The 22905-nt window shown below is 38.1% G+C and carries 23 protein-coding genes; 11 read left to right on the top strand and 12 right to left on the bottom strand.

Annotation, left to right across the window (positions count from 1 at the left end; genetic code table 11):
- The first annotated feature begins 20 nt into the window (after positions 1-20).
- Genes thiC through ABD676_RS07115 form a run of 6 tightly spaced genes read left to right on the top strand, consistent with a single transcriptional unit; the run spans position 21 to position 5643 of the window.
- Complete coding sequence (gene thiC, locus ABD676_RS07140; RefSeq protein WP_425565274.1) at positions 21-1835, top strand: phosphomethylpyrimidine synthase ThiC; 1815 nt, start codon at positions 21-23, stop codon at positions 1833-1835.
- Positions 1832-2422, top strand: a complete 591-nt coding sequence (locus tag ABD676_RS07135; protein WP_344673908.1) for a thiamine phosphate synthase — start codon at positions 1832-1834, stop codon at positions 2420-2422. The genes thiC and ABD676_RS07135 overlap by 4 nt, the downstream gene beginning before the upstream one ends.
- On the top strand, positions 2415-3008 hold the full coding sequence (locus ABD676_RS07130) for a thiamine phosphate synthase (protein ID WP_344673907.1): 594 nt from the start codon (positions 2415-2417) through the stop codon (positions 3006-3008). The genes ABD676_RS07135 and ABD676_RS07130 overlap by 8 nt, the downstream gene beginning before the upstream one ends.
- 18 nt (positions 3009-3026) lie before the next feature.
- Complete coding sequence (locus ABD676_RS07125; protein WP_344673906.1) at positions 3027-3800, top strand: thiazole synthase; 774 nt, start codon at positions 3027-3029, stop codon at positions 3798-3800.
- A gap of 8 nt (positions 3801-3808) precedes the next feature.
- Entirely contained in the window at positions 3809-4927 is a 1119-nt protein-coding gene (gene thiH / locus ABD676_RS07120; RefSeq protein ID WP_344673905.1) for a 2-iminoacetate synthase ThiH, read from the top strand.
- Positions 4928-4929: 2 nt separating this feature from the next.
- The gene (locus tag ABD676_RS07115; RefSeq protein WP_344673904.1) at positions 4930-5643 is read left to right on the top strand and encodes a HesA/MoeB/ThiF family protein; all 714 of its coding nucleotides are present in this window, start codon (positions 4930-4932) and stop codon (positions 5641-5643) included.
- A gap of 72 nt (positions 5644-5715) precedes the next feature.
- On the opposite strand, the gene ABD676_RS07110 is transcribed toward ABD676_RS07115, so the two are convergent.
- Positions 5716-6801: a slipin family protein gene (locus ABD676_RS07110; protein ID WP_344673903.1), complete on the bottom strand. Its 1086-nt coding sequence runs from the start codon at positions 6799-6801 to the stop codon at positions 5716-5718.
- Positions 6802-7661: 860 nt separating this feature from the next.
- Here ABD676_RS07110 and ABD676_RS07105 point away from each other — a divergent pair.
- The 3 genes from ABD676_RS07105 to ABD676_RS07095 are packed head-to-tail and all read left to right on the top strand — an operon-like array spanning position 7662 to position 9971.
- A complete protein-coding gene (locus tag ABD676_RS07105) occupies positions 7662-8696 on the top strand; it encodes a helix-turn-helix transcriptional regulator (RefSeq protein WP_344673902.1) in 1035 nt (344 codons plus the stop codon).
- A gap of 40 nt (positions 8697-8736) precedes the next feature.
- Positions 8737-9393, top strand: a complete 657-nt coding sequence (locus tag ABD676_RS07100) for a TetR/AcrR family transcriptional regulator (protein ID WP_344673901.1) — start codon at positions 8737-8739, stop codon at positions 9391-9393.
- Positions 9394-9401: 8 nt separating this feature from the next.
- Entirely contained in the window at positions 9402-9971 is a 570-nt protein-coding gene (locus ABD676_RS07095) for a GNAT family N-acetyltransferase (protein ID WP_344673900.1), read from the top strand.
- 218 nt (positions 9972-10189) lie between these two features.
- On the opposite strand, the gene ABD676_RS07090 is transcribed toward ABD676_RS07095, so the two are convergent.
- The 3 genes from ABD676_RS07090 to ABD676_RS07080 form a co-directional block, all read right to left on the bottom strand.
- Positions 10190-12370 carry a M1 family metallopeptidase gene (locus ABD676_RS07090; protein ID WP_344673899.1) on the bottom strand — a complete coding sequence of 727 codons (2181 nt, stop codon included), beginning with the start codon at positions 12368-12370 and terminating at the stop codon, positions 10190-10192.
- Positions 12367-12942, bottom strand: coding sequence for a HupE/UreJ family protein (locus ABD676_RS07085; protein ID WP_344673898.1), 576 nt, complete (start codon positions 12940-12942; stop codon positions 12367-12369). Before ABD676_RS07085 ends, ABD676_RS07090 begins: the two co-directional genes overlap by 4 nt.
- Positions 12943-13076: 134 nt before the next feature.
- Positions 13077-13475 (bottom strand): hypothetical protein, encoded by a 399-nt coding sequence (locus ABD676_RS07080; RefSeq protein WP_344673897.1) that lies wholly within the window; start codon positions 13473-13475, stop codon positions 13077-13079.
- 77 nt (positions 13476-13552) lie between these two features.
- On the opposite strand from ABD676_RS07080, the gene ABD676_RS07075 reads away from it, so the two are divergent.
- The gene (locus ABD676_RS07075; RefSeq protein WP_344673896.1) at positions 13553-14062 is read left to right on the top strand and encodes a DUF6702 family protein; all 510 of its coding nucleotides are present in this window, start codon (positions 13553-13555) and stop codon (positions 14060-14062) included.
- Between the two features lie 352 nt (positions 14063-14414).
- Here ABD676_RS07075 and ABD676_RS07070 read toward each other — a convergent pair whose 3' ends face one another.
- Positions 14415-15281: an AraC family transcriptional regulator gene (locus tag ABD676_RS07070; RefSeq protein WP_344673895.1), complete on the bottom strand. Its 867-nt coding sequence runs from the start codon at positions 15279-15281 to the stop codon at positions 14415-14417.
- A 343-nt stretch (positions 15282-15624) separates the two neighbouring features.
- On the opposite strand from ABD676_RS07070, the gene crcB reads away from it, so the two are divergent.
- The gene (crcB, locus tag ABD676_RS07065; RefSeq protein ID WP_344673894.1) at positions 15625-15996 is read left to right on the top strand and encodes a fluoride efflux transporter CrcB; all 372 of its coding nucleotides are present in this window, start codon (positions 15625-15627) and stop codon (positions 15994-15996) included.
- Positions 15997-16078: 82 nt separating this feature from the next.
- Here the strand turns inward: crcB and ABD676_RS07060 are convergent, their stop codons facing one another.
- The 7 genes from ABD676_RS07060 to fucP form a co-directional block, all read right to left on the bottom strand.
- On the bottom strand, positions 16079-16867 hold the full coding sequence (locus tag ABD676_RS07060; protein ID WP_344673893.1) for an L-fucose dehydrogenase: 789 nt from the start codon (positions 16865-16867) through the stop codon (positions 16079-16081).
- A gap of 5 nt (positions 16868-16872) precedes the next feature.
- On the bottom strand, positions 16873-17703 hold the full coding sequence (locus ABD676_RS07055) for an amidohydrolase family protein (protein ID WP_344673892.1): 831 nt from the start codon (positions 17701-17703) through the stop codon (positions 16873-16875).
- Positions 17704-17716: 13 nt separating this feature from the next.
- Entirely contained in the window at positions 17717-18574 is an 858-nt protein-coding gene (locus ABD676_RS07050) for a fumarylacetoacetate hydrolase family protein (RefSeq protein WP_344673891.1), read from the bottom strand.
- Positions 18575-18713: 139 nt separating this feature from the next.
- Positions 18714-19478, bottom strand: a complete 765-nt coding sequence (locus ABD676_RS07045; protein ID WP_344673890.1) for an SDR family NAD(P)-dependent oxidoreductase — start codon at positions 19476-19478, stop codon at positions 18714-18716.
- Positions 19479-19513: 35 nt separating this feature from the next.
- The gene (locus ABD676_RS07040) at positions 19514-21178 is read right to left on the bottom strand and encodes a UxaA family hydrolase (protein WP_344673889.1); all 1665 of its coding nucleotides are present in this window, start codon (positions 21176-21178) and stop codon (positions 19514-19516) included.
- Positions 21179-21184: 6 nt separating this feature from the next.
- Positions 21185-21517, bottom strand: a complete 333-nt coding sequence (locus tag ABD676_RS07035) for an L-rhamnose mutarotase (RefSeq protein WP_344673888.1) — start codon at positions 21515-21517, stop codon at positions 21185-21187.
- A 16-nt stretch (positions 21518-21533) separates the two neighbouring features.
- On the bottom strand, positions 21534-22781 hold the full coding sequence (gene fucP / locus ABD676_RS07030; RefSeq protein ID WP_344673887.1) for an L-fucose:H+ symporter permease: 1248 nt from the start codon (positions 22779-22781) through the stop codon (positions 21534-21536).
- Positions 22782-22905: the final 124 nt, after the last annotated feature.

Below are 22905 nucleotides of genomic sequence, written 5' to 3'. Positions count from 1 at the left end.
TGTATTTAAGCTTTAAAACTATGAATCAAGAGACTATCAGTACCAGCCCATTTCCAAATTCAAAGAAGGTATATATTCCAGGAAAGCTATTTCCTATTGAAGTAGCCATGCGTGAAATCACCTTGAGTCCTACCAAACTGAGTAAAGGTGGATTTGAAGAGAATGCGCCTATTACAGTTTATGACACTTCTGGACCATATACCGATGAAACCGCAACAATTGATGTAAGAAAAGGATTGAAACGAATTCGTGAGCAGTGGATTCTAGACCGCAAGGATGTGGATGTTTTAGATCAAATTAGCTCTGAATATGGTTTGGAAAGACTAGCTGATACAAAATTGGATGAATTACGTTTTTCTTATTCCCACAAACCAATGAAAGCCAAGGAAGGAAAAAATGTTACCCAATTACACTATGCTAAACAAGGGATTATTACCCCTGAGATGGAATATATCGCGATTCGTGAAAATCAACGAATCGAACAATTGGAGAATGCACCAGCATCCTTAAAACAACAGCATCCAGGAGAAAAATTTGGAGCTAAGACGCCAAAAAATAAAATTACTCCTGAGTTTGTTCGTGATGAAATAGCCGCTGGCCGTGCTATAATTCCAAATAACATTAACCACCCGGAAAGTGAGCCTATGATTATAGGACGCAACTTTTTGGTTAAAATCAATGCGAATATTGGTAATAGTGCCGTCAGTTCCAGTATTGAAGAGGAAGTTGAGAAGGCAGTATGGGCATGCCGTTGGGGTGCTGATACGATTATGGACCTTTCTACAGGAAAAAACATCCATGAAACTAGAGAGTGGATCATTCGTAACTCTCCGGTTCCAATTGGTACTGTTCCAATTTACCAAGCCTTAGAAAAAGTGAAAGGTGTGCCGGAGGATCTTACTTGGGAAGTTTTCAGAGATACTTTAATCGAGCAAGCTGAGCAAGGGGTTTCTTATTTCACCATTCATGCGGGTGTCTTGTTGCGCTATATTCACTTGACTGCAGCTCGGGTAACTGGGATTGTCTCTAGAGGTGGTTCCATCATGGCAAAATGGTGCTTATTTCATCATAAAGAAAACTTCTTATATACCCATTTTGAGGAGATTTGCGAAATCATGAAGCAATATGATGTGGCATTTTCATTAGGAGATGGATTACGTCCGGGTTCTATTGCAGATGCGAATGATGCTGCACAATTTGCCGAATTAGAAACGCTAGGTGAGTTAACAAAAATCGCATGGAAGCACGATGTTCAAGTGATGATTGAAGGTCCTGGCCACGTTCCTATGCATATGATCAAGGAGAACATGGAGAAGCAATTGGAAGAATGTGATGAGGCTCCGTTCTACACCTTAGGTCCTTTGACTACCGACATCGCACCTGGATATGACCATATCACCTCTGCTATTGGAGCAGCAATGATTGGTTGGTACGGCTGTGCCATGCTGTGCTATGTGACGCCTAAAGAACATTTGGGACTTCCGAATAAAAAAGATGTAAAGGATGGAGTTATTACCTATAAACTTGCAGCTCATGCGGCTGATTTGGCTAAAGGACATCCTGGCGCACAATATCGTGATAATGTATTGAGTAAGGCTCGATTTGAATTCCGTTGGGAAGATCAATTTAACTTATCATTAGACCCAGATACAGCTAGAGAATTCCATGACGAGACCTTACCTGCTGATGGCGCTAAGGTAGCCCACTTCTGTTCCATGTGCGGACCGAAATTTTGCTCGATGAAAATCACACAAGAAATCAGGGAAGCAACAGAAGAAGGCATGTTAGAAAAATCGCAGGAATTTATTGAAAGTGGTAAAGAAATCTACTTATGATAATTGTCATAAGCAAAGAGCATTATGATCCTTTAGAACCTAAAATCTGGTTACAATTACTAGAAAATGGTTTGGAAAGCATTCATATCCGTAAATACGATCTTACGGATATGGAGGTCATCCAATTGATAAACAGCATTCCCATGAGTTTTAGAAATGCTTTGGTATTGCATTCTCATCATCATTTGGCAAACGAATTAGGAATCAAAAGACTTCATTTTAATCGTCATTTACGTGATAGCGTAACAAAAAACGGAATTAAAAATTATCACCTGTCTTGTTCTGTACATGATATTACAGAATTTAATTCCTTAGGCAGTTATTGGGATTATGCATTATTAAGTCCGGTTTACCCAAGCCTATCTAAGCCTGGATATGGGGTAAACAAGTCTGTTATCCCTCAACTTGCTGACCGAAAAAATCAACAAGTCTCTTTAGTAGGCTTGTCCGGAGTAAATAAAGACAATATTGATAACACCCTTCAGATGGGATTTGATGCCGTAGCATTATTGGGAAGTATCTGGAATTCTGAAAATCCTTTGGAAACTTTTAAGGCTTGTCTCCGTAAAATCTTAAAACATGTCTAATTTTAATCTACCTATATATCAATACATTTCCCAAGGAAGAAGTAAACCTGAACAATTAACGGGTATTCAGAAAGTCCTGGATCAAGGGATTAAATTCATTCAAATCCGTTGGAAAGAAGCGGAAACAAACCAACTGATTCAATTGGGATTGAAAGTAAGAAAACTTTGTGATACTTATCAGTCTTTACTTATCATTAATGATCATTGGGAAATCCAACCAGAAATAAATGCTGATGGTGTTCATCTCGGACTTACCGATGCATCCATAACGCAGGTTAGGGCGTCTTTAGGATCAAACGTCATTTTAGGTGGTACAGCAAATACCTTTCAAGATGTTAAGCAACGTATAGCGGAAAAATCCGATTACATTGGTCTTGGTCCCTATCGGTTTACCAGCACCAAAACAAAATTAAGCCCGATACTGGGGGTTACAGGCTATCAAGAAATACTTCAGCAATTAGAACAAGAAAAAATAGCTATTCCAGCCATTTATGCAATTGGTGGGATTGAGGAGCAAGATATAGCGCCATTACAGGAAATAGGAATTTATGGAATTGCCGCATCAACCTTATTTCTAAACCAATAATATTAAATACTACACCTCATGGAAAAATTACAGATCAAGGATAAAATATTCAACTCTAGATTGTTTTTAGGAACAGGAAAATTCGGGAGTTTAAATCTTATGGTGAATGCCATCAAAGCATCAGGTTCAGAAATGGTAACCATGGCCTTAAAACGCGTGGATACCCATGATGAAGAAGATCAATTTCTAAACTTTCTGAAATCTCCTGAAATTAACTGGTTACCAAATACCTCTGGAGCTAGAACTGCTGAAGAAGCTGTATTGGCAGCTCAATTAGCACGAGAGGCGATGGAGACCAATTGGTTAAAGTTGGAGATTCACCCTGACCCGAGATACCTTTTACCAGACCCGATTGAGACCCTAAAAGCGACTGAGGAACTAGCAAAATTAGGCTTTGTGGTATTGCCCTATATCCATGCGGATCCGGTACTTTGTAAACGTCTGGAAGATGCAGGAACTGCGGCAGTAATGCCTCTAGCCTCGCCTATTGGAAGTAATAAAGGCTTGAAGACGGTTGATTTCTTGGAGATCATTATCGAGCAAAGTCAAGTTCCTGTAATCGTCGATGCTGGAATTGGAGCTCCTTCTGATGCTTCAAAAGCTATGGAAATGGGCGCTGATGCCGTATTAGTAAACACCGCAATTGCTGCTGCTAAAGACCCAATAAGTATGGCTATTGCTTTTCGCTTGGCTGTTGAAGCAGGCCGTACTGCTTATGAGGCTGGTTTAGCAGGACAAGTGGCCAAACAGGCTGTTGCCTCCTCCCCTTTAACATCCTTTTTATTTGATTAATTCAAGAAATGAACAGTTATAGCACTATTTTCGAGCAAGAGGATTGGGATACTTTAAAAGCGAGTATTTACCATAAAACAAGTGATGATGTGCATCGCGTACTCCGTAAATCGAAGAAGGATATTCATGATTTCGCTACTTTACTTTCTCCTGCCGCTGAACCATTCTTAGAAGAGATGGCCAGACAGTCAATGGTTTTGACGCAACAGCGTTTTGGTAAGACCATTCAACTATATGCACCACTTTACCTAAGCAATGAATGCCAGAATATCTGTACATATTGTGGATTCAGCATGGACAATAAAATTAAACGAAAGACCCTTTCAGATTCGGAACTTCTCCTGGAAGCTTTTGCATTGAAGTCAATGGGCATTAACCATGTACTTTTGGTATCTGGTGAAGCCAATAAAATAGTGGATACGGCTTATTTCTTAAATGCAATAGACTTATTAAAACCACATTTCGCTCAAATTTCCATCGAGGTACAACCTTTGGATTTAACGGATTACCAATTACTACAACTAGCAGGTGTGCATGCGGTGTTGGTATACCAGGAAACCTACCATCAGGAGGTTTATAAAGAATATCATCCAAAGGGCAAGAAATCAAATTTCAATTATCGATTAGAAACACCAGACCGCATCGGACAGGCAGGTATCCACAAAATGGGCTTAGGGGTTTTATTGGGTCTAGAAGATTGGCGTGTAGACAGTTTGCTCAATGCCAAGCATATTGACTACTTACAAAAGAAATACTGGCAAAGCCGGTATTCTGTATCCTTTCCTAGGCTTCGTCCGGCAGAGGGAATTATAGAGCCTAAGTTCATTATGGAAGATAAACATTTGCTGCAGTTAATCTGTGCTTACCGAATTTGGAATCCAGACTTGGAAATATCACTCTCTACCAGAGAATCTGAACGGTTCAGAAATCATGTTGTTCCTTTGGGTGTAAGTACCATGAGTGCAGCTTCGAAGACCAATCCGGGTGGATATGTAGTAGACCCGCAATCTTTAGAACAATTTGAAATATCGGATGAACGTTCGATGGAAGCCATTCGTGACATGATTAAAGGACATGGTTATGATCCTGTAATGAAAGATTGGGATCAAGTATACTCGGGTGTGTAGCCATGGCAATAGAGCAAGATAATTTTCAACGTTATAGCCGACAGATCTTTATGGAGGAAGTCGGTGTGGAAGGACAGCGAAAGATCATGAGCACCAAAGTATTGGTAGTTGGTGCCGGAGGATTGGGCTCTCCGATTATACAATACTTAGCGGCAGCAGGAATCGGGAAATTAGGTATTGTAGACCACGATGTCGTAGAGCTTCATAACTTAAATCGACAGGTCATTCATCAAGAACAAGATGTTGGCAAACCTAAGGTTCACAGTGCGGCACGCTTTGTTGAAGCCATCCATGCTAATCTACAATATGAGGTTTATTCTACCCGACTGGAAGAAGAACTTGCTGATAGCATATTCCCCTTGTATGACATCATCGTGGATGCGACAGATAATTTTGATACGCGGTATTTGATCAATGATTCTAGTGTCAAATGGAATAAGCCTTTGGTATATGGAAGTATCCAAAGTTTTGAAGGACAATTAACGGTTTTTAATTATCAAGGAAGTAAGAATCTGCGCGATTTATTTCCTAGATCAACAGATGACTCCAATCTTCCGACCTGCGATAGTTTAGGGGTTTTAGGTCCTTTGGCAGGTATGATTGGAAATATGATGGCTTTGCAAGTTTTAAAACTGGCTATTGGCTTACCAGTAGAAAGCAATAAACTAACCTTGATAGATAGCTTACATTGGAATTTTATAACAGTAGATTACTAAGGGAATTAGAATCAAACTGACCTTTCTTAAGGTACCTATAAATAAAGAAATTGGAGCATGGCTCCAATTTCCTTATTTCACGAACAATTGTTTCAATTGATCCAATACTTGTCCATTTCCGGAAACCGAGATGGAATTGATCTTATCCGCAATCTTTTCCATGTATTCCATTTCCTTCAATCGGTACAACATATTGTTTTCTTCTAACAATTTCGCAGTATTCAACAAGCTTCTCGTAGAAGCTGTCTCTTCCCTACGGGTGATGATATTCGCTTGCGCTCTTTTCTCAGCAACCAATACTTGGTTCATAATCTCTCGGATATCTCCAGGCAAGATAATGTCCTTCACTCCTACTTTAGAAAGCTTTAAACCTAAGTTCTTCACTTCTTTTTCAAAGGTGTGTAAGATATAATCGCTGATACCTTCCTTATTCTCTAAGATGGCATCTAAGGTCATATTTCCCAAATATGCTCGCAAACCGAATTGCATCAAGTTGTATAATTGAGTCAAGTAATCCTTATTTTCTAAGATCGCTTGTTGCAAATCTACCACCTGATATTGCGCCGTAAAGTTTACCCGAATTTGAGCTTTATCCTTAGTCAAGATCTCTTGACCGTTTAACTCCAAGGTATTTAAACGCATATCAGCATTTTTGATCTCCACTGTAATGCTATTCTTCCAAAACATGTACTTACCTGGACCTAATTCTTTTACAAATTCACCATCCACAAAGAACAACGCCTTTTCAGCAGGATTCACCTCAAAAGATCGAACATAATATTGCAATGGACCTTTTAACAACATATCTCTAGAGATAGTTTTTGGAATTTCCAATTCAGAAATATTATACTTCTCTACACGGTTCTCTACCACCCCTTTCCAGAAGTAATGACGACCAGCAGTTAAGACAGCTTGGAAGTTCTTGTTCACATACAATAAACCGATCTCTAAGTCAGCGACTTCAAAGACATCCACTAAGGCTGCAAATTCCGGAATGCTCATTAGCAAATCGATATTATAGGCAGTCTTAACTTCTCCATTTCTAGTAAAATGAACTACAGTTTCTCCAAATCCTAACCAGTATTTTCCTTCAGTCAATACACGCTTCACGGTATTGTTCTTAAGTACCAATCCTACTTCGTTTTTGTTAATGATCATTCTTTTCATCTTGTTTTATATTTAATTTAAATTCATTCGTTTTCAAAAAAACCTTTTACTTCCTGGCTCATCGCTCACTCGCGGACTAGGCAGGTAGTTTTTCATCTCGAGATAACTCCAATCAAGCATCGAAAAAAACATACTCGTAAGCATGAAATATCAAGTTTGATTCCTATTATCCGCCTATCAAAAAACTAGCTGCTAAGTACAGGCAGGCTAACGACTGTCTAACTGAAAGAAATCTTTTCAATCAGACTGAGCTAGGAAGCAAAAAGCCCTGCTTTTTTAAAGAAAGCATAACTTTCATGTTTGTTAAAGAGCTGGCGAACCAGCGGTGCTTTACCATTTAGCTATCTTGTTTTCACAAGAGCAGGATTCGAACCTGCAACAGGTGTGATTGCTCTACCGGTGAGCTACTCCACTTGGGAGGCAGGAATTGAACCCACTACCGATCACGTAAGCAGACTGCTCATTCAATTTCATCAGTATACAAAGCCTTTTGTGAGGATTGCACTAAGCTGCTATACAGAAACAGCATTCTAGGATGTTATTGAATTAAACGAATCTGATATACCAAATGAATGGCATATATCTTCTAAGCTTTAAGCTTCTAATCATCAAAGAACTAATTTGTCATACTTGACATTACAAAGATGCATGGCCATATACGCAGACGAATTGCGCAATAAAAATAATTGAGACGTAACCCCTAAATATTTATACAAACACACTGTAAATCAATTAGATATTTTTAAAAATAATTTCCATTAAAAAATAAAAACAGCACAACTGCGCAGTTCTATTGCGTAGTTTATAAAAGACAGGTATATTTATTTAAGTGTAAAACGATATTCTCCAGCATGTCAAGTAATAAATTAGCTTTAATACGATACAAAATCATTGATGAATGCTTGCGTCAAAGACATCGGAAATGGACACTTGAAAACTTGATGGAAAAGGTAGCTAATGGTCTCTATGAATTGGAAGGAATAAATTCAGGAGTCAGCAAGCGCACCATACAAGGTGATATCCAACTCATGCGAAGCAATAAGTTAGGATACGAAGCTCCAATTGTGGTTACAGACAAGAAATATTACACCTATTCCGACCCCGAATACAGCATAAGCAATTCTCCAATATCCAGTACCGATATGGATAAAATGAAGGAAGCACTTGATGTTTTAAAACAATTAAGTGGTTTTTCAATCTTTAATGAAATGAACGAGATGATTGTTAAACTGGACAACAAGATTCTCTCTTCGCAAGACAATAAAGAAGGAATTGTACAGATGGAGGGTAATAGTTTGTTGAAAGGATTAGAGTGGCTTACTCCTTTATATAAAGCCATAAAAAATGAAATTCCTTTATTAATCCGCTATAAGTCATTTCGTTCATTAAGTGAAAATACAGAAATTTATTTCCCTTATTTATTGAAAGAATATAGGAATAGATGGTTTCTAATCTGTAAGAAAAAGAAATCACAAGGCTTAACTAACCTGGCATTGGACCGCATCCTAGAGATCGATGAAATGTCAAAGTCTAATTTCGAAGCTTATGATGGTGTGAATTTTGAGCGTTATTTTGCAGATACCATAGGTGTATCTAAAACTGAACGTGATCGTGGGAATAAAATTATCTTAAAATTTGAGGCGAATACAGCACCATATATAGAGACAAAACCTTTACATCATTCACAACAATTGGTAAAAAGAGAAGTTGATGGCAGTATTGTTATTCGCATCGATGTCGTTCATAACCTGGAACTCGAACGGGAAATCCTTGGGTTTGCCGATTGTGTGGAGGTCATATCCCCTCGAATCTTAAGAAGTAGGATAAAAAAGAGGATTGCCAAGAATCTAGCACAATATTCAGAATTAGAATCAAACAAGAATTAATTAATAAAACAAAAAAGACAAAAGATTATTTTCTTTATAGATGAAAAAGAAGATGGAAACACAGAAACCTAGGAAGGTCACTTCAGGACCTATAAGAGAAAAGGCAAGAACCATGCGTCGCATGGTTGCTGCTGTGGGTAAGGTTTTAAAAAAGAAAGGATATCCAGGTCTTACGATTGCCAATATTGCCATTGAAGCACAGGTAGACCGCAAGCTGGTATATAGTTATTATGGCAGTTTAGATAAACTGGTCGGCATATATCTTCGGGAGCAAGATTATTGGAAAACCAAAGCAAAAAAACAAATCAGCGTACTGCTTAAAAAGGATAGCATCAGTAAACAAGAAATGGATGACCTGCTTATTGGACAATTCGATGCCGTGCTTCAAGACAAAATATTGCAACGTATCTTACAATGGGAGCTATCAGAACCCAATAAAGCCCTACGTATGATCGCAGATGAACGCGAGGATGTAGGCGAAGAATTACTAAAAAAATATGAAGCCGATCTTCCTAATGACGATGTTGACATTAGAGCGATCATAGCCTTGCAAACAGCGGGCTTGTATTACTTAGCATTACATGCCAAGTCAAATGGAAGTACATTTTGTGGCATCGACATGAACAAAGAAGAAGGCGAAGAAAGAATCAAAAAAGCACTTTCCAAAGTATTGGAACTGTGTAAAAAACCAACATAATAAAGAACATGCCAGCATTCGTATCGTTTATGAGAAAACGCATTCCCCTACATGAAGGATTTACTTTAAAAGCCCTCGTATCTGCTGATGCCCCTAAAATGTATCGTCTCATAGACAGCCAACGCGCTTACTTAGGCGAATGGCTTCCTTTCATTCAATTTACTAATCGAGTGGATGATAGTCGAGGATTCATCGAAATGGCTATTGAAAGCCGGAAAAACAATAAGGACTTTGTTTATAAGATTTGTCATGAGGACCGTCTAATAGGTCTTATCGGAACAAAAGAAACAGATTATATAAATAAAAGCACCGAAATTGGTTACTGGTTAGCACAAGAATACCAAAACCAAGGAATCATGACCAATGCTGTCAAAAGTCTAATTCAAGAACTCTTTGACACGATGAAGATACAGCGGATTCAGATTTGCTGTGCCATAGGAAATCTGAAAAGCATAGCTATTCCTAAAAGATTAGGCTTTAAACAAGAAGGAATTAAAAGAAATGGAGAATGGATAGGCAATTACGAATTCCGTGACCTGATTGTATTTAGTCTCTTAAAAACAGACGTCTCTTCTTAATCAATAAAAAGAGACGTCGGTTAGATAATTATAATTTGTTATTTATTAGAATTCTTTGCTTCTTTCATTGGGTTTGGTTCTGCGGATTGCCCTCTGGCAGCACGCCCTTGTCCTTGAAACAATTCAAATCGCGAAGGCTTTGATGTTCTAGGCCATGAATTATTAGACTCATCAATATCTGCAGTCTCCGAGAAAGGGTCTAATTGAATAGAGGTTACCTACTTATTCTTGGCAAATACCTTTGTTACTTCTCCTTCATTCTTGCGCCATATATACGCAGGGATACGATCTACTTCTTTGCTTCCATCTGTAAAAGTCCATTGAATGATCAATGGCATGACCAAACCACCATTGTTCTTAAAGTTTAATTCGTAGAATGCTATCTTCCCATCAAAGATGTCTTTCTCTTTAGGGGTTAAAGTACTATAGAATTTCTGGTAATTTTCTTCATTTGCAGGCTTCACAGCAAAACGATCCCATTTATTGTAAAAATCCAATAAGGAAGTATCTTTTTCAACTAAGAAAGAAAGGTTTTCTTCCATATTGCGCTGTCTGGTAATAGTATTCAGGTCATTATCATATGCTTCCTTCCGCTCTTTCTGTGCTTTAGCAGGATTACCTCCAGCCATGCGGTATTGAGTAACATTCTCCAATGATATTTCCACTGGATCTGTACCGAAGAACCAACCTCTCCAAAACCAATCTAAATCTACCGCTGAAGCATCTTCCATGGTACGGAAGAAATCAGCAGGTGTTGGATGCTTAAACTCCCAACGTCTAGCATATTCTTTGAAAGCATAATCGAACAATTCCCTTCCCATTACCGTCTCTCTTAAGATATTTAGTGCTGTAGCAGGCTTAGCATAGGCATTTGGCCCAAATTGAACTATATTTTCCGAGTTGGTCATAATCGGTTCCAATTCATCTTTAGGCAACTTCATATAGTCTACAATCTTGTTCGCAGGACCACGACGTGATGGAAAATCCTTATCCCACTCTTGTTCTGTTAGGTATTGTAAAAAGGTATTCAATCCTTCATCCATCCAGGTCCATTGTCTTTCATCCGAATTGACAATCATCGGAAAGAAATTATGACCAACTTCGTGGATTATAACCCCTATCATACCATATTTAACAGCTTCGGTATAAGTTCCATCTTCATCTGCACGACCGTAATTAAAACAGATCATCGGATATTCCATACCATTGGCAGCTTCCACTGAAATGGCTACTGGATATGGATAAGGAATGGAAAATTTAGAGTAGGTCTTTAGCGTATGTGCTACAGCCTTTGTTGAATATCTGCGGTACAAAGGGTATGCTTCTGGTCCATAATAAGACATTGCCATAGGCTGATTACCTGGTATCCCTTCATTTACCTTCATTGCATCCCAAACCAACCTTCTTGATGTTACGAACGCAAAATCTCTTACATTCTTTGCTTCATACACCCAAGTCTTTTTAGCAGTGGACTTCTGTCCCATTGCCTTTTTAGCATCATCCAAACTTACAACCTCAATTGGCTCTTTAGAAGATTGTGCTTGCTTCCAACGAGCCAATTGCGCTGAGCTCAATACCTGACTATAGTTTTGGCATTCACCTGTTGCTCCTACAATATGATCTGCAGGAACGGTTATATTTACTTTATAATCGCCAAATACTAAGGCAAATTCTCCCCTACCTGTAAACTGCTTATTCTGCCATCCTTGAAAGTCAGAATAAACGGCCATCCGAGGAAACCATTGTGCAATCGTATATAGGTAATTCTGGTCCTTAGCAAAATATTCATATCCTCCACGACCACCTTCTACCATACGATCTGAAATTTTATAATCCCAATCTATATTCAATACCATCTTAGCACCAGGTTTAAGGATCGTAGGTAATTCAATACGCATCATCGTATGATTGATGGAATATTTTAGGGGTTTATTATTCCCATCATTCACCTTATGGATATTTACACCATAGCCCTTTTTCTCAGGAACCATAGCCTTTAATTGATCCATGGACATGCGCTCGCGAAGACTGCTCTGGTCAAACACTTTATTTGGAGCATTATCAGCGTGTTCATTCTCATCCAATTGGATCCATAAGTAACTCAATGGATCTGGAGAGTTATTCGTATAAGTGATTGTTTCTGAACCTTTGAGAACTTGATTCACATCATCGACTTCCACATTGATAACATAATCCGCCTTTTGTTGCCAATACATTGCACCAGGAGCACCTGATGCCGTACGGAAAATATTAGGATCAGATAATAGTGTTCCTAACTGTTCAAATTTGTTACCATGGTTTGAACCTGGATTAGGCTGCATTTGTGCCTGCGCAAATGGAAGATTTGCTATTGCTAGAGCTGCAACAAAGGTTGCTATTAACTGTTTATATGTTCTCATAGTGGTAAACGTTCAATAGCCATAATAAAGGAAATACCAAATACAGCAGATGACAAAAAGAAACTCCAATCTCGGTTACTGACTTGAAAGATCTTCAGCATCAATTCAGAGAGCAGAATTACAAAAAATACAATAATCAATTGTCCAAACTCTAATCCAATATTAAAGGAAAGCAAAGGAACTAATATAGAAGCTTCTTGACCTAATAAAGATTGTAGGTAGTTTGAGAAGCCTAAGCCATGTATTAAGCCAAAAAATAAGGTCATGCTATATAGAACCCAAGGATTACGTTGTGTTCTTCTTTTTGGAAGGTTGTAAATTGCCGTTAATAAAATCGTGATAGGAATTAGAAATTCTATCCAAGCTGTATCTACCTTGACGATCTTAAATACAGCTAATGCTAAAGTGATGGAATGTCCAAGGGTAAATGCAGTCACTAACCACAAAAGTCTTTTCCAGTCCTTTAAGGTATAGCTGCAGCATAAAACAAGCACAAATAGAATATGGTCATATCCGTTTAAATCTAGGATATGTTGCCATCCCAATTGAAAATAGATGGAGAAGTCACTCATTATTTAGGTTATTCCTGTTAATTAAAACAAATTTAGGATTATTTTAATAAGGAAATACGTATAACTAAATAATTACAAAAGGAATTTATAGGAAAGTAAAGGCTTTTAAGTTGTCATAAAGGTAAGGGCAGAGTTTAATGAATCTTGCTCTTATCTACTTCCACGAAGTCAATACGGTCATCCTTTTCTAACAGTATCTTCTCCTCGCTTGTAATTTCCGTATTTAATTGAAAAAACAAAGGTAGTAAGCGAATGACCTCTATTGTTCGACCAGCATTAATCTTCAAATCTTTGAGTACACTAATAAAAGCATCTTTGACCACAAGTTTGGCTTGTTGATCTTCCATTTTCTCCACCTCAATTTCTTCCAGATAATCATCACTTAATCCAATGAAAACCTCAAAGCGTTGCTCATCATCTTTCTTACAAGATTGTAACATCAAACTTCCTCCTAACAATGATAGAAATGACAGCAAGAAAACAAACTTATGTAGTCTGGATTGTAAAAATAATGGAATAAAACGGCTACTCATTACAATTTTAATTAGTTTGGTAGTGGAAAAGTAAACATTTTCCTTCAGATTGGAACCTTTTAGTGTGTAAATAAATCATGAAGAAATTATTTAACCCCCTGATATTATGTATAATAACTAGTTTTTTCATTACGCTCTTTGCCTATGCACATCCCTTTTATGTCAGTATTAGCAGCATAGATTTTAATAATAATAAAAAACAATTGGAGATTTCGTGCCGAATCTTTTATGACGATTTAGAATTGACATTGAAGAATCAGCAAAAACAAAAAATTGACATTATCAATCCAAAGATCAAAGCACAAGCTGATTCCGCGATTGCTACTTATATCCGTAATAATTTCCGAATAAAACTAGAAGGCCAAACAAAAAAACTAAGCTATGTAGGATATGAGGTTGAAGATGATGTAGCCTGGTGCTACTTTGTCATTCCACAAGTACAGCAAATTAATAAAATCTCCATAACCAATCAATTGCTGTTTCAAGATTTCAAAACACAATCGAACATATTGCATGTTACAGTTGGAAAGAACAGGAAAAGTGCAAAGTTGGATAATCCGAAAAGGACTGTAGATTTTGCATTTTAAAATGGATAAGGGATAATTAGGACCCTCTATAAAACACAAAATGCTTTTTTGTTAAAAAAGCACATCTAAAATTATTTGTTTCTTTGGTTTTTTAGAAGGGTTAACTTTTATTGTTAACACTTCTAGGGTTGTTGTTTGGTTGATTAACCGGGAATCCCCAATTCGTTACATAGTATAAGTATGGGTTTCTGACTAGGGCTTCTTTCTTCGTTTTCTCTTTTTTAATCATAAATTTTACCTTTCTTTTTATTGTTAGACCCCAATATAACAAAAATTGAACCAAAATCCAAATATCCCTTGAATTTTAATTCAATTTCTTAATTAATTAAAAGAAAGTTGCTTTGAAAAGAGCTTAATTTACGCTGTGCTGCTGAATAAATTCACTTGGTGAACAACCCAAGCTATGTTTGAAAACCCTGTTAAAATGCACTACGGTATTGAATCCACATAAGTAAGCCACCTCAGAAATGTTTTCTGTTGATCTATTAACAAGTAATTGACATGCTTTTTCTATTCTGATCTCATTTAAGAAGGTTACATAAGTCTTCATCGTGTGCTTCTTAAAATACTTACAGAAAGCAGAAGGCGTCATATGAATCAACTTTGCAACCTCATCAATGGTAATATCATGATGGAAGTTTTCCAGACTAAAACGAATCACTTCATTGATTCTCACCCCTACTTTATCATTAAAATTAGAGTCTGCCAATCCAGAATATAAGGAAATCAGATGCGAATCATTCTGTAGAAGGTATTCAAATACATCCAATACTTTTTTGAACTTGTTCATACCCTCTGCTCTATTCAACTCTAAAAAGCGATCTTTAATTCCCAAACTATATTTAGGTTCCAGTTTCTTAGATGTATCAAGAAATTTAAAAAACTCCCGGATTGCATTTAACTCCTGCAAGTCAAAGAGGTATTTAAGCTTTTCAAAACCAACGAACACATGGATCACGTGAATATCTTCCTCTAAACCATTCTCTTTAATGAAGATATGTGGATCATTTGCTTTAAGGATATAAATCTCATTCTCCACAAAGGGCTGAATAAGGTTTCCAATAACCACAGAACCTTTTCCACGCACAATATAGGAGATTTGAATCTCTTTATGCCTGTGGTAATGGCTATAAAAGTCACTGCGAATATCTTCTTGTATATAAAATGATCCTGCCCCTAAAGCTGGAACGGTAAATTCAATTGGATGTTTAACTTCCATGTTTTTTATTGCTTCCATATCGAAATGATATTATTGGAATCTAACTTCGTTAATAATTCTCTTGGTTCGCTACATGAAATTATCATGTGTAACAAATCTAATGTTTTTTTTATCCTATTCGCAAATAAATAAGTAAGAAGTGCATTTTTTTACTCAAAAAACAAGAAAAAACCTTTTAAGGAATCATTTATGTTTTAAAAATGGACAATATCAGTAAATTTCCTTAATCATAAGCCAATAATTTATTAACCAAATCTTTCTGAAAAGGCAATTGTTTTACCTCTTGAGACGGCTTTAACAAAGATATTCCTAAATTAGAGCTGTTGTAAATCATATTATATCTATGAAAGAAATCATCATGGTGGGATTGGGCGGTGCCGCAGGCAGTATTTTACGCTATCTAAGCTCCCAATTTGTCCAGAAATATAATAATGGTCATTTCCCACTCGCAACTTTCACCATAAACGTCATAGGATGTTTATTGATCGGTGTGCTGATTGGTTATTTTTCAAAAACTCAAGTATTACAAAATGAGTGGAAATTACTTTCAATAACTGGCTTCTGTGGAGGCTACACAACCTTTTCAGCTTTTGCCTCTGAAAACCTTAATCTTATTAATAACAATCAAATTGGCTTGGCCCTATTCTATATCGCTCTTAGCATTTTTCTTGGAATCGCAGCAGTCTGGTTGGGTTTATTATTAAGCAGAGCTTAGTCTAACTAGCAATTCAATCCAAATCCAAAAAGAAAACTCCTATCTTTCAATAGGAGCTCCAACAATTCTTTTAACTGAAATTTTACTCTTTAATTAATGCTCGATCAAGATGCACATAGCCACCATCCACATGTATCAATTGACCTGTGGTGTGACTAGATCTATTCGACAATAAGAAAACAGCCATATTAGCAATCTCTTCCACGGTGGTCATTCTATTTTGAAGAGGAATACGATCAGTTATCTTCTTCAAGGTTTCAGCAGGTTTATCTAGGGTCTGAATCCAACTTTCATATTGTGGCGTCATACTTTCGGCTACAATAATCGCATTTACGCGTATTTCTGAAGGAAGTAATTCCACTGCCCATTCTCTTGTCAAAGCGTTTCTACCTCCATTTGCAGCAGCATAGCCAGAAGTACCACCTTGTCCCGTCTCTGCAGTCTTCGAGCTGATATTTAATATACTTCCCTTAGACTCTTTCAAAGCTGGCAAGGCATGATGCGCCATTAAGAAATAATGAATTAAGCTATTATGCAGCGATTGAACAAATCCTTCATAAGTCCCCTTCTCCAAACTCACCCCATCATTTAGGCCTGCGTTATTAACCAGACCATCTATACGGCCAAAGGCAGCTAGGGTTTCTTCTACTGCACGTTTGCAATCCTCCGGATTAGCCAACTCGGCTTGTACAGCTAAGGCTTTTCCACCTCCAGCTTCAACTTCAGCCTTAACTTTATCGTTATCTACAGATTTTCTACCGACAATTACCGGTATAGCGCCTTCTTGTGCAAGAGTCATCACAATTCCCTTCCCTATTCCCTTTGCCCCACCCGTAACGATGATCACCTTATCTTGTAATTCTAAATTCATGTCAATTATGTTAATCCATAAAACTTAACTGCATTATCACCCCAAAAGCCATTCAACTCATCCTGATTGAAATCAGCTAACTTATCTTCCACAATGCGAATACTGTCCTCATAGGTGCCGGCCAATAAACACACAGGCCAATCTGATCCAAATAATACCCGATCCTTACCAAAGCATTGAATGACATGCTCAATATAAATACTGAAATCATCTAACTTCCAATGCTTCCAATCAGCCTCGGTTGCTAATCCAGATATTTTACAATGTACATTTGAAAAATTGGCCAATTCACCGATAAAATCTGCCCATTCAGTAAACTCTTGCGTCTTGATGGGAGGCTTAGCAATGTGATCCAACATAAATGCTTGTTGAGGATTCGCAGCAACACATTTCAAGGTACTTGCATAATGCCTAGGTCGAATCAATAAATCATAAGTATAACTATGCTTCGTCAATGCTTCCATGCCGCGTAAAAATCCATCCTGATGTAGAAAATCAGGATTTCCTTCTCCTTCTACAATATGGCGGAAGCCCTTTACTTTGGGATGTTGTTTATAAGCAGCCAATTGTTCATCAATATCTGATGCAAATAAGTCAACCCAACCTACAATACCTTTTATCAAAGCATACACCTGAGCCAATTCCAATAGGAAGGCTGTTTCCTGTGGACTTTGATCGGCTTGAACAGCGACACATCCATCAAATCCATTATCCTTTAAGATCTGCCCAATATCATTAGGAAGAAAGTTCCTCCGAATAGCCTGCATCTCTTCAGATATCCAAGCATCCCTTACAGGATCATAAAGCCAAAAATGTTGATGTGCGTCTATTTTCATTTTAAATTCTCTTTTAAGTAGCGGAATACGCGATAACCTCCTGGCGTTGTTCACCTAAGTGGTCTGCTCCCAATTCAATAACATCTCCAGGTTTCAAATAAATCGGCGGATTAAAGCCTAAACCTACTCCTGCAGGTGTACCCGTAGAAATAACATCCCCTGGCAACAAAGTCATAAATTGAGAAACATAAGATACGATAAAAGGAACCGAAAATATCAAATTCGAGGTATTACCATTTTGAAAAACCTTTCCATTTACCTTTAACCAAAGCGCCACATTATTGATGTCTGGCACCTCATCGGCAGTCGTCATGACAGGTCCCATAGGAGCAAATGTATCACAACCCTTGCCTTTATCCCAAGTTCCACCACGCTCAATTTGAAACTCTCGTTCTGAAACATCGTTATGCAAAACATAACCTGCTACATAATTCAACGCATCAGATTCATTTACATAACTAGCTCTTTTGCCAATGACTATACCAAATTCCACTTCCCAATCGGTCTTCACGGAATTCCTTGGAATCATTACTTGATCATTCGGACCAACCAATGCCGTTGTGGACTTCATAAAGATGATAGGTTCTGCAGGAATTGCAGCACCAGTCTCCTCAGCATGGTCTTTATAATTTAATCCAATACACACAATCTTAGATGGTCTAGCAAATGGAGCACCTAATCGAGTACCAGCAGGCACCTCAATTAATTCACCATCATTCGCCTTCACAAACTGCTCCAAACGAGCCAATCCATTCTCCGCAAAAAACTGCTCATCATAGTCTCCACCAAATGCAGAAACATCATAATTCTTTCCTTCAATCTGAACCCCAATCTTTTCCTGACCCGGTTCCCCAAAACGTATTAATTTCATTGCTTTTATAGTATTTAGTAGAAAGTATTTAGTAGTTAGATGTATGATCCAAAGGTTTTCAGCCTTGAAATAGATTATTAGACCTTTTGCTTATCGACCCTAGGTCTAAATACTAACTACTAAATACTAACTACTCATTTCAATTATTCAACTTAATAAATCCTCCATCAATAGGATAATCATTTCCAGTGATAAAGGCGGCATCATCTGAACAGAGGAATAAGGCCAATTTTGCTATTTCCTCCGGTTTACCCATGCGGCCGATAGGCTGTGATTTAGATAGTTTTTCAAACATTTCCGCTTCTTTGCCTGGGTAATTTTTATTGATGAAACCATCCACAAATGGGGTATGCACGCGTGCCGGAGAGATAGAATTACAACGGATATTATCCGCCATATAGTCTCTTGCTACGGATAAATTCATAGCATAGATTGCACCTTTGCTCATGGAATAGGCAAATCGGTCGGTTATCCCTACTACCGCAGCGATAGAAGCCAAATTAAGAATCGCGCCTCCACCGTTGGTCTTCATCACTGGAACGACCGCAAATAAGGCGTTATAAGCCCCTTTCACATTCACTTGGAATACTCTATCAAAATCCTCAACAGAACAGTTCTCTAGGTTTCCCACGTGGGCTATTCCCGCATTATTCACCAATATGTCTACCCTTCCGATCTTTGCAACCACGGTCAACACCTCTTCCTGAACAGCAACATTGCAAATATGCACCTCACATTGCCCTCCAGCAGACTCGATAGCAGCCTTTGTTTCAGCTGCTCCAGCTGGATTCAAATCCAAGATATGAACTTGTGCGCCTTCAGCAGCAAATAATTCTGAAATGGCTCTTCCAATTCCACTTCCTCCTCCTGTTATTAAAGCAACCTTTGCTCCCAACTTCAACATAATATATTGATTTATTATTATTTACTTTTTATTAATTAAAGTGAAACTCCTCTTCTCCAAGGAATAAAATCGTCTTGACCCAACAAAACGGCTTTAGCCGATCGTTCTCCACTTGCCACCTCAATCACGTACTCCAATACACGGTGCGCCGCTTCTTCGATTTGCTCCTCACCATCAATGATCGTCCCACAATTGATATCAATAATATCCGGCATTTTCTCATAAATCTTCGTATTCGAAGAAATCTTGATTACCGGTGCTATCGGATTCCCTGTAGGTGTGCCTAGTCCTGTTGTAAACAAGACCACATTGGCTCCAGCAGCAACCTCAGCGGTTGTACTTTCCACATCATTACCCGGTGTACAAAGTAAATTCAAACCAGGCCCATTTGCCAAACCTGGATAATCCACTACAGCAGTTACTGGTGAAGTACCTCCCTTTTTAGCTGCTCCAGCAGATTTTATTGCATCGGTAATTAAGCCATCACGAATATTTCCTGGTGAAGGGTTCATATAGAAACCTGAACCATCAGCTTCAGCTTTGGCATTGTAGGTCTTCATCAATTGCATAAAATAAGTCGCCATTTCTGAAGTTTCACAACGATCACTCAATTCTTGTTCTACACCGCATAATTCCGGAAATTCAGCAAGTATTACAGAACCTCCCAAACTTACCAACATATCAGACAAGTAGCCTAGAGTAGGATTTGCTGATATGCCCGAGAAACCATCTGAACCACCGCATTCCAGACCGATGACCAATTTGTCCAATCCAGCAGGTGTTCGCTTCATCTCATTGGCTTGTGCCAAACCAACAAAAGTCGATTTTAAAGCCTTCTGCATTAAATCCTGCTCTGTACCTTCCAACTGTTGCTCAAAAATATATAATGGCTTATCAAACTGTGGATCACGTTTTGAAATCTCAGCACGTAATATTGATGCTTGTGCATGCTGACAACCCAAACTCAATACGGTAGCACCAGCCACATTGGGATGGGTAATATATCCAGCCAATAACCCACAAAGCGCATCAGAATCCATTCTTGTGCCTCCACACCCCATATCATGGTTTAAGAATTTCACCCCATCAACTTGCGGAAACAATCGGTTTTTACCTAGACCCGAAGGATTTGCCTGTAAATCTAAACCCAGCAATTCATCTACCGATGCACCAGACTTATACTTGGAAATCAAAGCATCTACTTCATTTGAGTAATCTTTCGCTTGAACTTGATAACCCAACTTCTCTTCCAAAGCAGCCTTCAATGTTAATACGTTTCTATTCTCACAAAAAACCAACGGGATGACCAACCAATAATTAGCGGTTCCTACTTGGCCATTGCTGCGATGAAAGCCATTAAATGTCCTTCCTTCAAAGGCTTGTACATTAGGTTTTGTCCAAGCTAACTTCCGTTCACCCAATTTAAAATCTTCGGCAGCATGACGAAGATTCTCTGTATTGATAAGTACTCCAGCGTCTAAGTCATAATTCAACTTACCCACTAGAACTCCATACATAAACACCTCCGAATCCTGAGACATTGGAGTAATCGTAAATTTATGTTTAGCCTTTACAGTCTGCTTTAGTACTATCGTTTCTCCAGCATATTCAACCTGACTGAACTCCGGTAAATCGCGCAAAGCCACCAAAACATTATCCTTTGGGTGTATCTGTAAATACGCCAAGTTCTTCTTATTCATATAGTATTATAATTCAAAAATCTTATCCATTATCACCCATTTCTCTCCAGGATTTGCTCCTGGAATGGCTTGTTGATATTTCCACATCAGTTGCTCCCATTCCTGCACTTTAGCATTGGCAGCATCCATCTCTCCTTTCTTTTCAAAACTAAAGGTTTCATTAACTTCCATTATCATAAACAACCGATTAGCAAATCGATATATTTCCATATTATCAATACCAGCAGTACAGATAGACTCTCTAATCTCAGGCCATACGGCTTGATGGTATTGCTCATATTCGGCTATTAAAATTGGATCATCTACCAAATCCAAAGCTAGTGCATAGCGTTTTTTCATATTATTTATTTTCTATTTAAGATGCAGCAGTTTCTACGGCTTTCGATTTATTTTTTACAGCAAAAAGCATCACCACTAAGAAACAAACAAATACCACAAAGTATCCATATTGCATATGCCCTGTACTATCGGATATATAGCCGAATAATGGTGGCAACACAGCCCCTCCTACAATGGACATAATGATTAAGCTGGAAGCAGATTTCGTATCTGCACCGGTATCTTCCACGCCTAAAGCAAAGATTGTTGGGAACATGATGGACATAAAGAAGGCAATAGCAACTAAAAAGTATAATGCCATCATGCCTGAGCTAAATATAACCGCAAGTGTTAAGACTGCAGAAATAGCCCCATAAATAAACAGTAACTTAGAAGGTAAGATGTAGCGCATAAGAAATGTTCCTACAAATCGTCCAATCATAAACAATAGACCCGCTATTGCCGCATAATCCTTAGCATCGAATGCTTTAATGCCTGCCACTTCGGTCGCAAAAACGATGATAAAACTTAACACGCTTACTTGCGCCCCTACATAAAAGAACTGTGCAAACACCGCCCAAGAAACGTTTTTACGCTTAAAAGCATGTAAAAATCCACTTTTTGCTGCCCCTTCTTCCTTTACCTCCGGCAACTTGATCAATAAAAACAATAAGGCAGCCAATAAAATGATACAGCCCAAAACAATATACGGACCTTTCACTAAGGCTGTTTCCGCTTGAATATAAGCTATCCTTTGACTCTCTTCCAATGCTGCAACCTCCTCATGTGACAAGGGCGGATTAGCCAAAATAACATATCCCCCAACATATGGAGCTACAAACGAAGCCAATCCATTGAAAGATTGTGCGAAATTCAAACGTTGAGTGGCTTTTGCTGGATCTCCCAAAACTGTCATGTAAGGATTGGCCGCTGTCTCCAAGATGGTAATACCACAGGCCAAAATAAACAAGGAAGACAAGAAAAACAGGTAGCTCATGGTATTTGCTGCTGGAACAAACAAGAAACAGCCAATCGCAAATAATAATAGACCTATTAAAATCCCCGTTTTATAGCCATATTTTTTCAAGATCAATCCCGCAGGGATTGCCATCACAAAATAGGCAACAAATACAGCTGAATCAATCAAAGATGCCTGTAAATGACTGAGACTAAACGCACTTCTCAAGTGTGCAATCAATATTGGATCCAGGTTATGGATAAATCCCCAAAAGAAAAACAGGGATGTAATCAAAACAATGGCGAACGTATAACTCTTTTTACTCATGGATAGATTTATATTGGATATCCTAAATACGGTATTCCTTGGGATAAATCTATAATGAAATTTACCCTATTTATAAACAATTTTATCATCTGCATGGCACATAATTAGTAAAAAATGAATAAAT

The organism is Sphingobacterium kyonggiense (genome assembly GCF_039536825.1).
Classification (GTDB): Bacteria; Bacteroidota; Bacteroidia; order Sphingobacteriales; family Sphingobacteriaceae; genus Sphingobacterium; species Sphingobacterium kyonggiense.
Note: the sequence above shows the minus strand (reverse complement) of the source record. Positions and strands in the feature narration are given on the sequence as shown.

Excerpts from the sequence above, each read along its gene's own strand:
- thiC (WP_425565274.1), top strand. The coding sequence starts at position 21 with ATGAATCAAGAGACTATCAGTACCAGCCCATTTCCAAATTCAAAGAAG.
- ABD676_RS07135 (WP_344673908.1), top strand. The coding sequence starts at position 1,832 with ATGATAATTGTCATAAGCAAAGAGCATTATGATCCTTTAGAACCTAAA.
- ABD676_RS07130 (WP_344673907.1), top strand. The coding sequence starts at position 2,415 with ATGTCTAATTTTAATCTACCTATATATCAATACATTTCCCAAGGAAGA.
- ABD676_RS07125 (WP_344673906.1), top strand. The coding sequence starts at position 3,027 with ATGGAAAAATTACAGATCAAGGATAAAATATTCAACTCTAGATTGTTT.
- thiH (WP_344673905.1), top strand. The coding sequence starts at position 3,809 with ATGAACAGTTATAGCACTATTTTCGAGCAAGAGGATTGGGATACTTTA.
- ABD676_RS07115 (WP_344673904.1), top strand. The coding sequence starts at position 4,930 with ATGGCAATAGAGCAAGATAATTTTCAACGTTATAGCCGACAGATCTTT.
- ABD676_RS07110 (WP_344673903.1), bottom strand. The coding sequence starts at position 6,801 with ATGATCATTAACAAAAACGAAGTAGGATTGGTACTTAAGAACAATACC.
- ABD676_RS07105 (WP_344673902.1), top strand. The coding sequence starts at position 7,662 with ATGTCAAGTAATAAATTAGCTTTAATACGATACAAAATCATTGATGAA.
- ABD676_RS07100 (WP_344673901.1), top strand. The coding sequence starts at position 8,737 with ATGAAAAAGAAGATGGAAACACAGAAACCTAGGAAGGTCACTTCAGGA.
- ABD676_RS07095 (WP_344673900.1), top strand. The coding sequence starts at position 9,402 with ATGCCAGCATTCGTATCGTTTATGAGAAAACGCATTCCCCTACATGAA.
- ABD676_RS07090 (WP_344673899.1), bottom strand. The coding sequence starts at position 12,370 with ATGAGAACATATAAACAGTTAATAGCAACCTTTGTTGCAGCTCTAGCA.
- ABD676_RS07085 (WP_344673898.1), bottom strand. The coding sequence starts at position 12,942 with ATGAGTGACTTCTCCATCTATTTTCAATTGGGATGGCAACATATCCTA.
- ABD676_RS07080 (WP_344673897.1), bottom strand. The coding sequence starts at position 13,475 with ATGAGTAGCCGTTTTATTCCATTATTTTTACAATCCAGACTACATAAG.
- ABD676_RS07075 (WP_344673896.1), top strand. The coding sequence starts at position 13,553 with ATGAAGAAATTATTTAACCCCCTGATATTATGTATAATAACTAGTTTT.
- ABD676_RS07070 (WP_344673895.1), bottom strand. The coding sequence starts at position 15,281 with ATGGAAGTTAAACATCCAATTGAATTTACCGTTCCAGCTTTAGGGGCA.
- crcB (WP_344673894.1), top strand. The coding sequence starts at position 15,625 with ATGAAAGAAATCATCATGGTGGGATTGGGCGGTGCCGCAGGCAGTATT.
- ABD676_RS07060 (WP_344673893.1), bottom strand. The coding sequence starts at position 16,867 with ATGAATTTAGAATTACAAGATAAGGTGATCATCGTTACGGGTGGGGCA.
- ABD676_RS07055 (WP_344673892.1), bottom strand. The coding sequence starts at position 17,703 with ATGAAAATAGACGCACATCAACATTTTTGGCTTTATGATCCTGTAAGG.
- ABD676_RS07050 (WP_344673891.1), bottom strand. The coding sequence starts at position 18,574 with ATGAAATTAATACGTTTTGGGGAACCGGGTCAGGAAAAGATTGGGGTT.
- ABD676_RS07045 (WP_344673890.1), bottom strand. The coding sequence starts at position 19,478 with ATGTTGAAGTTGGGAGCAAAGGTTGCTTTAATAACAGGAGGAGGAAGT.
- ABD676_RS07040 (WP_344673889.1), bottom strand. The coding sequence starts at position 21,178 with ATGAATAAGAAGAACTTGGCGTATTTACAGATACACCCAAAGGATAAT.
- ABD676_RS07035 (WP_344673888.1), bottom strand. The coding sequence starts at position 21,517 with ATGAAAAAACGCTATGCACTAGCTTTGGATTTGGTAGATGATCCAATT.
- fucP (WP_344673887.1), bottom strand. The coding sequence starts at position 22,781 with ATGAGTAAAAAGAGTTATACGTTCGCCATTGTTTTGATTACATCCCTG.